Source organism: Plectonema radiosum NIES-515, assembly GCF_025753815.1.
In the GTDB taxonomy this organism is placed as follows: Bacteria; Cyanobacteriota; Cyanobacteriia; order Cyanobacteriales; family Nostocaceae; genus Hassallia; species Hassallia radiosum_A.
In genome coordinates, this window is record NZ_JAOWRF010000238.1 from 1 (window position 1) to 14,108 (window position 14,108).

General features: G+C 42.2%; 16 protein-coding genes. 13 read left to right on the forward strand and 3 right to left on the reverse strand.

The window, feature by feature from the left end; all coding sequences use genetic code 11:
- The first annotated feature begins 146 nt into the window (after positions 1 to 146).
- From cysT to OGM63_RS16415, 8 genes are all read left to right on the forward strand, one after another.
- Entirely contained in the window at positions 147 to 899 is a 753-nt protein-coding gene (gene cysT / locus OGM63_RS16380) for a sulfate ABC transporter permease subunit CysT (RefSeq protein ID WP_263746673.1), read from the forward strand.
- Positions 886 to 1,773, forward strand: coding sequence for a sulfate ABC transporter permease subunit CysW (gene cysW / locus OGM63_RS16385; RefSeq protein ID WP_263746658.1), 888 nt, complete (start codon positions 886 to 888; stop codon positions 1,771 to 1,773). The genes cysT and cysW overlap by 14 nt, the downstream gene beginning before the upstream one ends.
- A 142-nt stretch (positions 1,774 to 1,915) precedes the next feature.
- Positions 1,916 to 2,185 (forward strand): NIL domain-containing protein, encoded by a 270-nt coding sequence (locus tag OGM63_RS16390; protein WP_263746659.1) that lies wholly within the window; start codon positions 1,916 to 1,918, stop codon positions 2,183 to 2,185.
- A gap of 406 nt (positions 2,186 to 2,591) precedes the next feature.
- Entirely contained in the window at positions 2,592 to 3,941 is a 1,350-nt protein-coding gene (locus tag OGM63_RS16395; protein ID WP_318528474.1) for a sensor histidine kinase, read from the forward strand.
- Positions 3,942 to 4,134: 193 nt separating this feature from the next.
- A complete protein-coding gene (locus tag OGM63_RS16400; protein ID WP_263746661.1) occupies positions 4,135 to 4,761 on the forward strand; it encodes an NIL domain-containing protein in 627 nt (208 codons plus the stop codon).
- A gap of 51 nt (positions 4,762 to 4,812) precedes the next feature.
- Positions 4,813 to 5,235 (forward strand): YidH family protein, encoded by a 423-nt coding sequence (locus OGM63_RS16405; protein WP_263746662.1) that lies wholly within the window; start codon positions 4,813 to 4,815, stop codon positions 5,233 to 5,235.
- A 106-nt stretch (positions 5,236 to 5,341) separates the two neighbouring features.
- Positions 5,342 to 6,082: a sulfite exporter TauE/SafE family protein gene (locus OGM63_RS16410; protein WP_263746663.1), complete on the forward strand. Its 741-nt coding sequence runs from the start codon at positions 5,342 to 5,344 to the stop codon at positions 6,080 to 6,082.
- Positions 6,083 to 6,481: 399 nt separating this feature from the next.
- On the forward strand, positions 6,482 to 6,742 hold the full coding sequence (locus tag OGM63_RS16415) for a DUF7219 family protein (protein ID WP_263746664.1): 261 nt from the start codon (positions 6,482 to 6,484) through the stop codon (positions 6,740 to 6,742).
- An 11-nt stretch (positions 6,743 to 6,753) separates the two neighbouring features.
- Here OGM63_RS16415 and OGM63_RS16420 read toward each other — a convergent pair whose 3' ends face one another.
- The gene (locus OGM63_RS16420) at positions 6,754 to 6,918 is read right to left on the reverse strand and encodes a hypothetical protein (protein WP_263746665.1); all 165 of its coding nucleotides are present in this window, start codon (positions 6,916 to 6,918) and stop codon (positions 6,754 to 6,756) included.
- 402 nt (positions 6,919 to 7,320) lie between these two features.
- Between OGM63_RS16420 and OGM63_RS16425 the strand changes: the two genes are divergently transcribed.
- A complete protein-coding gene (locus OGM63_RS16425) occupies positions 7,321 to 8,775 on the forward strand; it encodes an FAD-binding domain-containing protein (protein WP_263746666.1) in 1,455 nt (484 codons plus the stop codon).
- Positions 8,776 to 8,788: 13 nt separating this feature from the next.
- A complete protein-coding gene (locus tag OGM63_RS16430; RefSeq protein WP_263746667.1) occupies positions 8,789 to 8,926 on the forward strand; it encodes a hypothetical protein in 138 nt (45 codons plus the stop codon).
- 106 nt (positions 8,927 to 9,032) lie between these two features.
- Here the strand turns inward: OGM63_RS16430 and OGM63_RS16435 are convergent, their stop codons facing one another.
- Complete coding sequence (locus tag OGM63_RS16435; RefSeq protein ID WP_263746668.1) at positions 9,033 to 9,344, reverse strand: hypothetical protein; 312 nt, start codon at positions 9,342 to 9,344, stop codon at positions 9,033 to 9,035.
- A 585-nt stretch (positions 9,345 to 9,929) separates the two neighbouring features.
- On the opposite strand from OGM63_RS16435, the gene OGM63_RS16440 reads away from it, so the two are divergent.
- Together OGM63_RS16440 and OGM63_RS16445 are read left to right on the forward strand one after the other, a co-directional pair.
- Positions 9,930 to 10,415 carry a hypothetical protein gene (locus OGM63_RS16440; RefSeq protein ID WP_263746669.1) on the forward strand — a complete coding sequence of 162 codons (486 nt, stop codon included), beginning with the start codon at positions 9,930 to 9,932 and terminating at the stop codon, positions 10,413 to 10,415.
- Between the two features lies 1 nt (position 10,416).
- Complete coding sequence (locus tag OGM63_RS16445; RefSeq protein ID WP_263746670.1) at positions 10,417 to 11,046, forward strand: PAS domain-containing protein; 630 nt, start codon at positions 10,417 to 10,419, stop codon at positions 11,044 to 11,046.
- Positions 11,047 to 11,321: 275 nt separating this feature from the next.
- Here the strand turns inward: OGM63_RS16445 and OGM63_RS16450 are convergent, their stop codons facing one another.
- Positions 11,322 to 12,269, reverse strand: coding sequence for an NAD-dependent epimerase/dehydratase family protein (locus OGM63_RS16450; protein WP_263746671.1), 948 nt, complete (start codon positions 12,267 to 12,269; stop codon positions 11,322 to 11,324).
- 555 nt (positions 12,270 to 12,824) lie between these two features.
- Here OGM63_RS16450 and purD point away from each other — a divergent pair.
- A partial coding sequence (gene purD / locus OGM63_RS16455; protein ID WP_263746672.1) for a phosphoribosylamine--glycine ligase occupies positions 12,825 to 14,108 on the forward strand: 1,284 nt, incomplete at its 3' end.

The window sequence follows — 14,108 nt, forward strand, 5'->3', positions numbered from 1 at the left end:
CCCCCCCTCTCATCAAAATGGCAGTCTCCTCACCTCCCTCCCCTCGGCAACTGATTCCCCCCGAACCTCCGGTTTGGAAGAGATTTTTAAGTAATTTGTCTAGAATTCCTTGGACGTGGCGAATTACTGTAGGATACCTCACGGTAATGTTGTTCGTCCCGATAACCGCGATGTTACTGAAAGCGGGTACCGAACCCCCAGCTAAGTTTTGGGAAATCGCGACTAGTCCGATCGCATTGGCAACTTATGATGTCACTTTTACCACGTCAGTAATTGCATCTCTGCTGAATGGAGTCTTTGGTACTCTGATTGCTTGGGTTTTAGTTCGCTATAAATTTCCCTTGAAACGGATTGTTGAAGCTTCAGTAGATTTACCTTTTGCGCTGCCGTCAGCGGTTGCGGGGTTAACTCTGGCAACTGTTTACAGCGATAATGGCTGGGTTGGTTCGTTGCTCGCACCGTTAGGTATCAAAGTATCTTTCACCCGTTTGGGGGTAGCGGTAGCAATGACATATATCTCACTGCCCTTTGTCGTGCGGACAGTGCAACCTGTACTTCAGGAAATGGAACGCGAAATTGAAGAAGCTGCCTGGAGTTTGGGAGCAACTCAATGGGAGACCTTTTGGAAGGTGATTTTTCCCCCTTTATTTCCCACCATTTTGACAGGTATTGCCTTGGGTTTCTCCCGTGCAGTTGGGGAATATGGCTCAACGGTAATTATCGCTTCCAATACTCCGTTTAAAGATTTGATTGCACCTGTACTGATTTTCCAGCGATTAGAGCAGTATGACTATTCTGGGGCAACTGTAATTGGTACTGTGTTACTGCTGATTTCCTTGGTGTTGTTAATCGGAATTAATCTTTTACAAGCTTGGGCAAGAAGATATGACACAAAATGATGCCTCTTTTCCACCCCGGATTCATTCAGGTGCAGCAGATCCAAAGCCGCAAAAACCTGTGAAATCGGGGAATTGGGTGCCAATTATTTTGATTGGGATAGCGATCGCTTATTTAGGTTTAGTTCTCTACATCCCTGCTGCTAACGTCTTTTTTCAAGCTTTCCAAAAAGGGGTTGGTCCATTTCTCTCCAACTTGACGCGACCTGCCTTTCTTCATGCAGCTTGGTTGACACTGATACTAGCCGTAATTACTGTACCTTTAAATACGGTATTTGGTTTATGTGCAGCTTGGGCAATCACCCGTCACAAATTCCCCGGTCGTGCTTTCGTCCTCAGCGTTATTGACCTACCTTTTTCCATCTCCCCCGTTGTCGCAGGTTTGATGATTGTGCTACTCTACGGGCGGAATGGATGGTTTGGTAGCTGGCTTCAGGCTCATGATATCAAGGTTATCTTTGCCTTTCCGGGTATGGTCTTGGCTACAGCATTCGTCACTATGCCCTTTGTTGCCCGTGAAGTAATTCCTGTTTTAGAAGAATTCGGCAAAGACCAAGAAGAAGCAGCCAGAACCTTAGGTGCAGAAGATTGGCAGATATTTTGGCGTGTTACTTTGCCAAGTATCCGCTGGGGCTTATTATATGGTGTAATTTTGACAAATGCCAGAGCAATGGGTGAATTCGGTGCTGTCTCGGTAGTTTCAGGAAACATCGCCGATAAAACTCAAAGTTTACCTTTATTTGTTGAAGACGCTTACAAGCAGTATGAAACCGAAGCTGCCTACTCTGCTGCTGTATTGTTAGCGTTGCTAGCAGTTGTCACTTTGGTGTTGAAGGAGATTCTCGAACGCAAAACCCGCATTAAAGATGTTGAATAGGATCTTGGTTGTTAGTTGATAGTGGTTAGTTGATGGTTGACCGTTGGTTATTAAAAAGTACTTCTACCCACTATCCACCAACTACTATCCACTATCCACCAACCACTATCCACCAACCACTATCCACCAACCACTATCCATTATGGCTAATGACATTGCGATCGCACATAAACGGATTCGCTTAAGAATTCCTAAAAACTATCACTCTCAACCTGTGATTTCTCGCTTGGTGTCTGACTACGGTTTGACTGTGAATATCACTGCTGCTGTTCTGGGTGCCAATGCTGTTGGTGATGGTTGGTTTGACTTAGATTTACGAGGCACAATTGGACAAATTGACCGAGCTTTAGGCTATCTCCATGAGTTGGGTTTGCAAATCTGGGATAACAACAGCGAAACAGGTATTTGGTGAATCTACATCTTGGGACAACAAAGTCTCTATCTTGAACCAAGGCTTATGATTTCGCTCTGGAAGTTGTAACCAATTAAGCGATCGCAGATCAAAAATTTTGCCAAAATAATGCTCAAATGCTGATTGTTCAGGCAATGCGGAGTACCGCAACCTTGCACAACGCACTTGGGCATTTTTTAATTGTAATTTACAAGAAAAGATGCTGAAAGCCCCTCGCATTCAGGCAGGGGATGAAAGCTAGCCGCTTTTTTTATCCACCCTTCCAGTATTACCAAGTATATAATATGTCCAGGAAATTTATTTTACAAATCATACTTAGTAAATAATGCTCGAACTTCTGCAAAGCTTGTTTGATAATAACTTATTTATTCCACATGGACATTGTTACCTATGGAAACCTAGTTTGGTGTGGCTTCATATCGCATCCGATTCTCTAATTGCCTTAGCTTATTATTCTATCCCCATCATTCTTGTTTACTTTGTCCAAAAGCGGCAGGATTTCCCTTTCAAATGGATACTGTTATTATTCGGAGCTTTTATCGTCTCCTGTGGTACAACTCATGTCATGGCAGTTTGGACTCTTTGGCATCCAACTTATTGGCTATCTGGTTTTCTCAAATTTATTACTGCTTCTATCTCTGTATATACAGCGGTTGTGCTAGTGCCAATAATTCCCCAAGCGCTTGCTTTGCCAAGTCCCGCACAGCTAGAAGCTGCTAATCGTCAATTAAGCGCAGAAATCATTGAGCGAAAAATTGCCGAAGAAGCACTTTTACACGCAAAAGCCGAGTTAGAACAAAGAGTTGAAGAACGTACATTTGAATTAAGACAAGCTATGGCACAATCTATCGCTACAGCTGCGACTGCACAAGAACAAGCAACTAAGCTAGAATTTACTCTGCGAGAACTTCAACAAACCCAAGTACAACTTGTTCAAAGCGAAAAAATGTCTAGTCTCGGACAGATGGTTGCTGGGGTAGCTCATGAAATCAATAATCCTGTTGCTTTTATTTACGGTAATCTCACCTATGCCAATGAATATGCTTTAGACTTGCTTGAGTTGGTGCAACTCTACCAGAAATATTATCCCCAACCACCGGCGGATATTCAATCTACGATTGAAGCGATTGAACTCGATTTCATTCAAGAAGATTTGCCGAAAATTTTCGCGTCAATGAAAATAGGTGCCGATCGCATTAAACAAATTGTCTTATCTTTGCGGAACTTTTCGCGGCTAGATGAAGCCACAATGAAAAGGGTGGACATTCATGAGGGTATTGATAATACTCTGCTGCTGCTGCAATATCGTCTGAAAACTAGACCAGAACACTCCACAATCCAAATCATTAAACAGTACAGCAATTTACCAGAGGTACAGTGTTATGTTGGACAACTCAATCAGGTGTTCATGAATATTCTCACCAATGCCATTGATGCGATAGATGAGTTACACAAGTTGTCATCCCTTGAAGACATCCAAAACAATTCTAGTACTATTCATATTCGCACACAAGTTTTAGACGGCAATCAAGTGATGATTCGCATTGCTGACAGCGGTTGTGGAATGACACAAGAGATAAAATCAAAAATTTTTGACCCGTTCTTTACAACTAAAGTTGTTGGTTCCGGTACAGGTTTGGGAATGTCTATCAGCTACCAAATTATCCACAAGCATAATGGTCATTTAAAGTTTATTTCTACACCGCTTCAAGGCACAGAGTTTTTTATTCAAATTCCAATTCATCTCGAAAAGTGATTAATCACTCATTCGCTTTATATACAAGCTTAATTATCCTTGATTTACTATATATTCAGCACCTTTAGAGCATTGTTTTTTAGTCGATATTGTGCTAGTCTACTTTAGATTACCATAAAACACGGTAATTAGATAGATTTATCGTAGTTTATTCAAAACCGAGAACAGAAGAAGGTGAAAACCCGATTGTTATATGTCTTTGAGTAACTTTGAAAAACCTGCTCCAGTCCACAGCCGGATTCGCATACCCCAGCGGTATAATAGACAACCGATAATTTCCCGACTTGTATCTCGCTATAATTTAACCGTCAATATTACCGCAGCATCGCTGACATCAGACAGTAAAGATGATGGTTGGTTTGACCTAGAACTTTCGGGAAATCCCCCAGAATTGACTTATTCGCTATCCTACTTACAAGGATTGGGTGTGGATTTGATGCAATTAGCGATCGCTAATCAGATTAAATCAAAAAACACTCAGCCTTTCCCTAACAAAAAAAGCAATTTAACCCGATTAGAATCTGCACCAATCAAGTTGAAACAAGAACCAATATATAATGCGATCGCTCAAACAAATCGAGTGCGTTTGCAACTGTGCATCTTGAAAAACTATTACCATAAACCGATAATTTCCGACTTAGTTTCTCATTATATGCTCACAGTCAACATCACCAATGCTATGCTAAATCCCGACATCCAAGATGATGGCTGGTTTGACTTAGATTTGTGGGGTAGACCGCAGCAACTTCGTGCTAGCCTAAATTACTTAGAAAAATTGGAGCTACCGCTTTGGTTAGTTTCAATTCCCGATGGCAATTAAGGGTGAGGTTAAACGGGTATTATAATTAATCATGGGAACTTGATATTACTCATGCACTTGCTGTTCAAAGCCAAAAATGTAGATACAGAAAAGGCAAAGTTAAGAAATCCCTCAAGAGTGCGGGATCATTTGGCTAATGAGCGCACTTACTTAGCATGGATGCGGAGTGCGATCGCTCTCATGGGTTTTGGTGTTGTGATCGTCCGTCTTCGCCACTTCCAACCACCACTTGTACCACATCCTGGGGCGGGATGGAAGTTGGGTTTAACTTTCGCTCTAGTTGGTTTATTAACTGTCTTACTCTCAACTCAGCACTATTTCGCCGTCCGCGATAACATTGATGAAGACACCTATGAACCCCCAGATCGCTGGGTAATTCTTTTCAGCCTCGCTATGCTTCTTTTGGGTGCTGGGGTAATCTATTTTGTCTTCTCTGTGCCCCTCGATCCAATGAGTCCTGTAATCCCTGAGTAATAGCAGCAACCTACCACCAGAGCGGGTTTCAATTAGCTGCAATAGATAAAAGAATAAAACAACCGCACATAAACACTTTCAAATTATACCTGTTTCTTTTATTTAAATGCTCCTAATCTCTCTCGCAATAGTCAGCTTTTTTGCTTGGTTGGTTAGCACCCTAGCTGGTGGTGGTAGTCCTTTCATGCTCATACCTCTAGTTAACTCGATTCAAGGCGCCGCATCGGTTCCGCCGGTAATTACTATCGGTATGTTTTTGGGAAATGCACATCGCATCGTACTTTTTTGGCGATATATTGACTGGAAATTGACATTATGGTATACTCCAGGTGCTATTGTGGGAGCGATGCTCGGTGCGTATACTTTTACCCAAATTCATCTCGATTGGTTGCAGTTACTCATCGGCGTTTTTTTGGTAATTAGCATTTTTGGCTTTGGATTAGAACAAAAAGAAACTACATTTAAAGTCAAAGCTTGGTATATTTTACCTGCCGGCTTCGTCAAAGCTTTTATCTCTGGATTAATTGGAACCACAGGTCCAGTATTGAATGCTTTTTATTTAAATTATGGTCTAGTTAAAGAAGAGTTGATTGCTACCAAAGCAACTCATGTAGTGATTATTCACTTAGTTAAGATATTGACTTATGGTGCATTTGGAATATTATCACCGCAGATTATCGCTACTGGTTTAGTCATTGGTCTAGTAGCCATACCAGCTAACTTTCTCGGTAAGTATATTCTCAATAAGATAAATGCTCAACAGTTTCGTTCCATAGTACTCGCAACAATGGCTATCAGCGGTGTCTGGATGCTGTGGGCACAACGAGATTTACTCGCTTTTTGGTAATTGGTAGGACTTACGCAAAAATCGTCAAAAAGCTTAATTTATCGAACCGCCAAAACGCCAAGAACGCTAAGAATTCGTAGAGAGTGCGTAAGTCCTGATTGGCTTTCACAAACGCTCTTTGACTCAAGGATAGTGCTTTTTGTGAACACCTTTGAATATTTCACTCTTCAAGGCTGTCCATTTTTTTTGCTTGTTCAGTCCAGGGGAATGGGACTCATGGGAAAGAATTATTCCCAATGCTTAATGCGAGGGTGCCCAATTCCCCGTTACCCATTCTTTAATTCAGTCTTTAGGAGGATATTACGTATAAAATATTGTTTTATAGTGTAAAATTCAAAATCAAGTTTAAGAATAAGTTAAAAAATTGCCCAAAATTATTTTCCATAGGGGGGTAAATTAATGGTGCAGCCGAATGAGAACGATAAGGATAAGTTTCTTTACCCTCGAAGTCGCTATTACGGTCAAGCTAGACCACAAGAGCTTATATTTAATGCCAATCTCCAAGAGTTTGCCCAAAAAGTCGGCTTTATTACCGCTTTAGAAACATCTGGCAAATTATCTCCTCAAGATGCTTACGACCAGATTAAAGCGCTTTGGAAGCAGTTGAAACACAGCAAAAAGCAACTAGGAATTGGTGAAGAGCCACCAACATCGACGTAAAATTGGTGTTTTTAGCGTAGAATTACTTGAAACTCGTTTGCAGTCAGTGACACTATGATATTTTCAGAATCTACCGAAATCAGCCAACGTCCGCTAGGTTGACCGTCTGAAAGTACTTCTTGAGCAAGGACTACTCCAATTTTCCCAGCCACATACGGTGGATGTAAAATCAACACTCTTTCTCCAATTGGAAAAGTCTTCGGGGTATGCAATGGCTTTTCTGAAACTAAAGGTTACGTAAGTAAAATCCGATGTATTTCATAACCAGATTTTAACCATAAAGATGTACTTTCTCTGACTTTTTAATTAGACATCTCCAGAGTCATACGTAGAGACGTAGCTAGCTTACGTCTCTTGGGGTTCGGGCAACGCATAATAAGCATAGCGGTCGATGTCTATTGCTATTTTGATGACTAGATTGCACAAATCAAACACGAAAACTCCGCGTTACGAGTGCGCTCGGATTAATGCTCTTCTGTACTTAGTGCTGAATTGAGAGCAGAAATTGTTTGGCAGAGTGATGCGAAATGGTACAATTAGCGTCTAATCTAGTACAGGGGAACTATTAAAAAGATGGAATGTCTGATTTAATTTTGTTTTGGCATCGTCGGGATTTACGCATTTCAGATAATACAGGACTTGCAGCAGCGCGATCGCACTCGTCTAAAGTCGTGGGTGTGTTTTGCCTCGATCCGAATATTTTAGAACGAGATGATATTGCCCCGGCTAGAGTAACTTATATGATTGGCTGTTTGCAAGCACTACAAAAGCGATATGCTGAAGTTGGCAGCCAACTATTAATATTGCACGCCAATCCGATGCAAGGGATACCCGCACTAGCTGCGGCTTTAAAAGCTAAAGCGGTATTTTGGAATTGGGATGTAGAACCGTATTCTCAAAAACGCGATCGCACTGTCATCGATGCGTTAAAAGAAAAAGGGATTCAGTTTCTCGATCAAAACTGGGATCAGATTCTCCACTTCCCCGACGAGATTCGCAGTGGTGTCAATCAACCTTACACGATTTACACTCCCTTCTGGAAGAATTGGATTAGCAAACCGAAGGCTAACCTAGTCGCAACTCTGGAAAATGCCTTATGTTTGACGGAAGCTGAAAAGGAAATTGCCAAACTTAATGGTGCGATCGCCTTACCGACAGCGAAAGATTTAGGATTTATTTGGGATCGAGACTTAGTAATTGTACCAGGAGAAGCAGCAGCACTTGAAAAGCTAGAGGAATTTACTAATTCTACCATCAACGAATATAAAGAACAGCGGAATTTTCCCGCAATTAACGGCACATCTCAACTGAGTGCAGCTTTGAAATTTGGAGCGATCGGCATTCGCACCGTATGGCAAGCTACTTTAGAAGCGCTACAAAACAGTCGCAGTGAAGAAACAGAAAGCAACATCCGCACCTGGCAACAAGAAATCGCGTGGCGGGAATTTTATCAACACGCAATGTACAACTTCCCACAATTAGCTGAAGGTGCTTTCCGCCAAGCTCTGAAAAACTTTCCTTGGCAAACTAACGAAGAATACTTTCAAGCTTGGTGCGAAGGTAAAACAGGTTATCCCATAGTAGATGCAGCCATGCGGCAAATGAATGAACTCGGCTGGATGCACAATCGCTGTCGGATGATTGTTGCCAGTTTCCTCACCAAAGACTTGCTGATAAATCCCCAGTTAGGAGAAAAATACTTCATGCAGAAGCTGATTGACGGTGATTTATCTGCTAATAACGGTGGTTGGCAATGGAGTGCTTCTAGCGGGATGGACCCCAAACCCTTGCGGATTTTCAACCCTGCCAGTCAAGCACAAAAATTCGATCCCGAAGGAGAATATATCCGGGAATGGGTTCCCCAATTGCGCTCTCTGGATACAGAATATTTAGTTACGGGGAAAATCCCGGCTTCCGAACGTGATGCTCTTGGCTATCCTCACCCAATTGTCGATCACAACCTACAGCAACGCCAGTTTAAAGGACTTTATCAACAGCAAAGAGACTTTCCACCTTTGACGTCTGGAGCGTGAGGCAAATTCATACTTGAAATCAGCAACACCGAAAAAACCTTGGCAACTCGCTGTATACATAGTTTCACTGTATATTTTATGGTCAACTCGGCTGCAAGTATACGCAATTACGATCGCTCCTGGGTATTACAGCAGTGGATTGCAAGAATGAAACTAACTTCGTAGTCAAAAAATACATAATAAAAACAGAGACATTAATTTAGATGCCTCTGCCTTTTCATCCTATGCGCTCTTAATCCATCCTCAAACTATGTTTTTTACATCAGTTTAAGCTTTTCAATATTTGTTTCCAGTCCAGAGACTATCAAAGAAATCATCTGTAAAATTGCGGCTCTATCACCCGTCTTGCAACGATCAAATAACAGATGAACATCCACCAATCCCGTCTCAATTGCTGATTTTAACACTGTATTTTCACTTGCCTTGAGATTATTATTTGCACAAGCAGTGTAAAGCACTACTCCTGCCATAGTGTACATATCTAACATTGGTTCATCACCATTGTTATTTACAACTTGGGGAAAGTTTGATAAGGGATGGACGAAGTGGTCAAAAGTTAATTGGGTCATGATTTTGGTCAAATCGATACTTGAATAAGTTCAAACTCCAGCTAACAAAGAAGTCTGAAGTTTGTTCGCATAGCCTTTGTGCCTCTCGAAAGCGAGTGCGTCTTTCCTTGGCAGAAGGATAAAGGATGAATTTAATATCAGTACATGCCGAGCCTAAGCGGGGGAGAAAAAAACAAAAATTTTCACTTTCTTCAAGCCCCATTTTCTTATGGCTGGGGTAATTTCATCCTTCATCCTTCATCCTTCAGTTGACCTCGCTTCATTGTTGAATCAGGTACGGAATTTTAAGTTGTCTGATGTTGCTAAATGCGTATTAGCATATATTATGAAAAAGAAGAGAGACAAAAACCCTTTGATTCCTTACTTGAAATTAAAAGCTAGCTGTAAGAGTGAAAAGCTCGCTTTTAGGGTCATCTGCCTTTTTTGATTCTTCCGCTTCAGTAACTTAGCGCTTCACACCTTAATCTTAATCTTGTCATTTTTATTTGTCAACATGTCATTTTTAAATGACTAACAAAATTGTCCTGCTATTGTGATGTCATGAGAGAAAATAAAAGGTAGGAGTAGTGTTGAGAAGTTCAAATTATGACTGACAGAAGACGTTCTGACGACTACAAGCAGGTCAGCGGTTACATTCCGATAGATTTAGCGCGGGAATTTAAAAGCATCTGCGCTCGTGAAGGAGTATCTCAAAGCGACGCATTAGAAGAGATGACGCGTGAGTGGCTAGCCAAAAGGACAGGTGTCCACTCAATAATTCCCGAACCTGCTCGTCCAAAAACAATTGCTGAGGTAGTTCAGGCAAACATGACAAAACTTAAGGGTTGTGGAGTGAAAAACTTGCGAGCGATCGCAAAAGCCGAAGTACTACCGACACCAGGAGACTTTGCCATCATCACGTCAGCTTTACGTATTACTGAGGAAGAGCGGAAAATAATTTGGCAAGAAACTTTCAAAATTTCCGTGTTTTCCGATTTCCGAGGTGTAAATATATGTAAAGAGTCTGAAAGTGTAAAAGAAGATGAGCACAAGTATTCTTCGGATATTGAACCTACCGGGCTGGAACTATAAGATGTCCCATGAGGGAGTTTCCATCCTTGCTCCCACAAAGCGCGATGCTACCGACCTTGCCCAAAGCTACGGGGATGCTCTCAGCGAAACTGCGGCAAAACTTAACGGTAAAGTGCGAATTAAATGGAGAGGCTGTAAAAATCCAATCGAATTTTTCGGGTGGATGTCTTCCTCTGGTGCCCCCACACCCTCAGAAACTGCCGAACGTATTTTGCATTCTGGGGGTGCAGTCTTTTGCAGCCAAGTGCATATCCCAAAAGGGTTATTGTACCGAATGGTTGCAGCCGCTGAAAACGAGCGTCCAATTAGCATTGTCAGACAAGACAATCGCAAGCAAATCATAGTCAACCAACCAATGGCTGACATGTTACATACACCCCCGGAGGTTGCTACCCAAAGAGTAATGACTCAATTTTGGCTTCCTGAAGATTTGGCAGAGTTAGAACAAAGACTAAATAACAATAGTGAGTTTACATGGACTTACTCTGCTGGACTCAACGAGCAAGCTTGGGCAATTTTAACAACTCATTTTGAGGCATTTGAGGTTGAGGGTATCTGGTACAGACAGGGAACCTGCTTATCAACTCCTCAGCTTGTGCCAATTCCACCAGGGGCTTTTGCTCCGGTTTAAGTAGGTGGACAATTTAAACCCAAGAATTACGATTGTGCATGAATTCTTACTTTCAGGGTGCATTCTTTACTTAAGACATTGATTAAAAGTGTATTAATATCAAGTCTGGTTTATGAATGAAAATTCCCACAAAACCGCGCTTTGGCTGTGGTAAATATTAACTTTGTTTAAAAAATATTACTCATAATATGATAATTAGGTTTGCGACAAACGTATTGTAGAGACGTAGCAGTGCTACGTCTCTACGATTCATGCCACATTATGCTATGCGATGCTTAATACAACGCTTTCACCCACTCCCACTCCTGTATCAAACCTTCTCTAAGCGAAACTTTTGGCTGATAACCCAAAATTCTCCGTGCCTTAGATACATCCGCTGCCGTGTGACGCGCATCTCCCATCGCTTTTTCAATATGGTTTCTCTGAATGCGTTTGCCGACAATTTCCTCCATCGTGTCCAACACTTCTTTTAACACTACCCTGCTACCACCGCCAATATTAAAGATTTCACCCACCGCTTCAGACACCGTGGCAGCGGCTAAATTAGCAGCGACAGCATCACTAATAAACGTAAAGTCCCGCGTTTGCAACCCATCACCATAAATCGGAATCGCCTGAGATTGCAAAATCGATTTGAAGAACTTATGAAACGCCATATCCGGGCGCTGTCTGGGACCGTAAACTGTGAAATAGCGCAACGCCACAAAAGGCACGCCAAAGTTTTTTTGATACAGTCCACACAACCTTTCAGCTGCTAGCTTGGTAATACCGTAAGGCGAAACCGGTGCAGGACAAATTCCCTCATGGGTGGGTAGAGTTTCCGCATCACCATACACGCTAGATGTTGAAGCAAATACTAACCGTTTCAAATGTTTCGCATCTTTTGCCGCTTCCAATAAAATTTGGGTAGCGCTAATGTTTCGTTCAATGTAAGCACGGAAACCTTGACCCCAACTGGCACGTACTCCCGCCTGCGCCGCCTGATGGTAAACTACTTCAACATCTTCGAGGAGTGTTTGCCAATCTAAAAACTGAATATTTCCTTCAATTAATTTAAAGCCTGGAGAGCAATGTAAGTGTGCAACATTCTTGCGCTTTAAAGCTGGGTTGTAGTAATCGTTAAACTCATCAATTCCGATTACTTCATCTCCTTGTTTGAGCAATGTTTCTGTGAGATGAGAACCAATAAACCCTGCCGCGCCGGTGACAATAACTTTAGCCATGTTCTGTGATTTTTGGATATTTTATCAATTTGAATATTCCCAGGTTAATCTTTACACCCAGGTAAACGCCAATACTTTAGGATTATTTTTTTCAACAATTATTTGCTTCTGTAACTCGTTACTTGAAAATACTTACCTACTGTGGTTTTGTGGCAAATATATCAGTATATTTGTTGATTTTTTCGATCATAATTTCTCCTGGAATATACTAGGGAACGAAGTTAAATCTTGCCCGGTAAATTACTTACTTTTGTAAAGACGTTCCGGACCGAACGTCTCTACGAGTAAAGACGTTCCGGACCGAACGTCTCTACGAGGGTTGCGATATTTTTATTAATGTTAATTATCAAGACATAATATTAAATACTGCAAAAAAATACATTATTGACACATGGTGTAATACTCAGTGTTGATGTCGTGGGGTACGTAGTCAGCGTTTTCTGTCTTTAATAAGAATGAATTCCTGATGGGGGGCTTGCATTAACATCAGAATTGATGGAAAAATTGATCGCCGAAAAGACTTAAGGCATAATCATCGCAAGCAAGGGAAAGCGCGTGAAAGTTTTAGTTGTTGGTAATGGAGGGCGGGAACATGCTCTAGCATGGAAACTGCTGCAATCTAAGCAAGTTGAGCAAGTTGTCTGTGTGCCGGGAAATGGTGGTACGGCTTCTTTAGAGCGCTGTGAAAATTTGCCTCTGGCGGTAGATGACTTTGAAGGCATCAGCCGCTATTCTTTGGAAAATAAAATTTCTTTGGTGGTCGTTGGTCCAGAAGTACCGCTGGCAAAGGGAATTACCGACTATCTCCAAAATAAAGGTTTGATGGTTTTTGGTCCGACGAGAGCGGGAGCGCAAATTGAGGCAAGTAAGGCTTGGGCAAAAGCTTTGATGCAGGAAGCAAAGATTCCTACGGCGAAGGCTGCGGTATTTACGGAGGCAAAAGCAGCTAAATTATATGTGAAATCCCAGGGTGCACCAATTGTTGTCAAGGCTGATGGTTTAGCGGCTGGTAAAGGTGTAACTGTGGCGACAACGGTGGAACAAGCACAGGCAGCTATTGAGGCGATTTTCCAGGGGCAGTTTGGCAGCGCTGGGGAATTTGTGGTTATTGAAGAGTGTTTGACTGGGCAGGAGGTATCAATTTTAGCGTTGACGGATGGGTTGACGATTCGCCCTTTATTGCCCGCTCAGGATCATAAGCGGATTGGGGAAGGCGATACAGGAGATAATACTGGGGGGATGGGAGCTTATGCCCCTTCCTCGATCGCTACACCGCAAATTATGGAACGCGTGCAAAAAGAAGTTTTGGAGAAAGCGATCGCTATCCTCAAAACCAAAAACATCGACTATCGAGGCATTCTCTACGCTGGGTTGATGATTGCACCAGATGGCGAATTTAAAGTTTTAGAATTTAACTGTCGCTTTGGCGATCCGGAAACCCAAGTCATTCTCCCACTGTTAGAAACACCCCTAGAAGAATTAATGCTTGCCTGCGTGCAGCAGCGCCTGGGAGACATGCCGCCCATCGCTTGGAAGGCGGGGGCATCTGCGACTGTCGTCGCTGCCGCAGGCGGCTATCCTGGGGTATATGAGAAAGGAAAAGTAATTACAGGCATTGAACAGGCTTTATCGGCAGGAACTAATGTATTTCATGCCGGGACAAAGTTGCTTACTCAGCAAGTAGTGACAGATGGGGGTCGGGTGTTGAATGTCACCGGCATAGGAGAAAATTTTGAGAAAGCGATCGCTTCTGCATACGCCGGCATCAAATGCATCCACTTGGAGGGAATGTATTATCGACGCGATATTGGTTATCGGGTAATGAAAGAAGAGGGGGAG

Excerpts from the sequence above, each read along its gene's own strand:
- cysT (WP_263746673.1), top strand. The coding sequence starts at position 147 with ATGTTGTTCGTCCCGATAACCGCGATGTTACTGAAAGCGGGTACCGAA.
- cysW (WP_263746658.1), top strand. The coding sequence starts at position 886 with ATGACACAAAATGATGCCTCTTTTCCACCCCGGATTCATTCAGGTGCA.
- OGM63_RS16390 (WP_263746659.1), top strand. The coding sequence starts at position 1,916 with ATGGCTAATGACATTGCGATCGCACATAAACGGATTCGCTTAAGAATT.
- OGM63_RS16400 (WP_263746661.1), top strand. The coding sequence starts at position 4,135 with ATGTCTTTGAGTAACTTTGAAAAACCTGCTCCAGTCCACAGCCGGATT.
- OGM63_RS16405 (WP_263746662.1), top strand. The coding sequence starts at position 4,813 with ATGCACTTGCTGTTCAAAGCCAAAAATGTAGATACAGAAAAGGCAAAG.
- OGM63_RS16410 (WP_263746663.1), top strand. The coding sequence starts at position 5,342 with ATGCTCCTAATCTCTCTCGCAATAGTCAGCTTTTTTGCTTGGTTGGTT.
- OGM63_RS16415 (WP_263746664.1), top strand. The coding sequence starts at position 6,482 with ATGGTGCAGCCGAATGAGAACGATAAGGATAAGTTTCTTTACCCTCGA.
- OGM63_RS16425 (WP_263746666.1), top strand. The coding sequence starts at position 7,321 with ATGTCTGATTTAATTTTGTTTTGGCATCGTCGGGATTTACGCATTTCA.
- OGM63_RS16435 (WP_263746668.1), bottom strand. The coding sequence starts at position 9,344 with ATGACCCAATTAACTTTTGACCACTTCGTCCATCCCTTATCAAACTTT.
- OGM63_RS16440 (WP_263746669.1), top strand. The coding sequence starts at position 9,930 with ATGACTGACAGAAGACGTTCTGACGACTACAAGCAGGTCAGCGGTTAC.
- OGM63_RS16445 (WP_263746670.1), top strand. The coding sequence starts at position 10,417 with ATGTCCCATGAGGGAGTTTCCATCCTTGCTCCCACAAAGCGCGATGCT.
- OGM63_RS16450 (WP_263746671.1), bottom strand. The coding sequence starts at position 12,269 with ATGGCTAAAGTTATTGTCACCGGCGCGGCAGGGTTTATTGGTTCTCAT.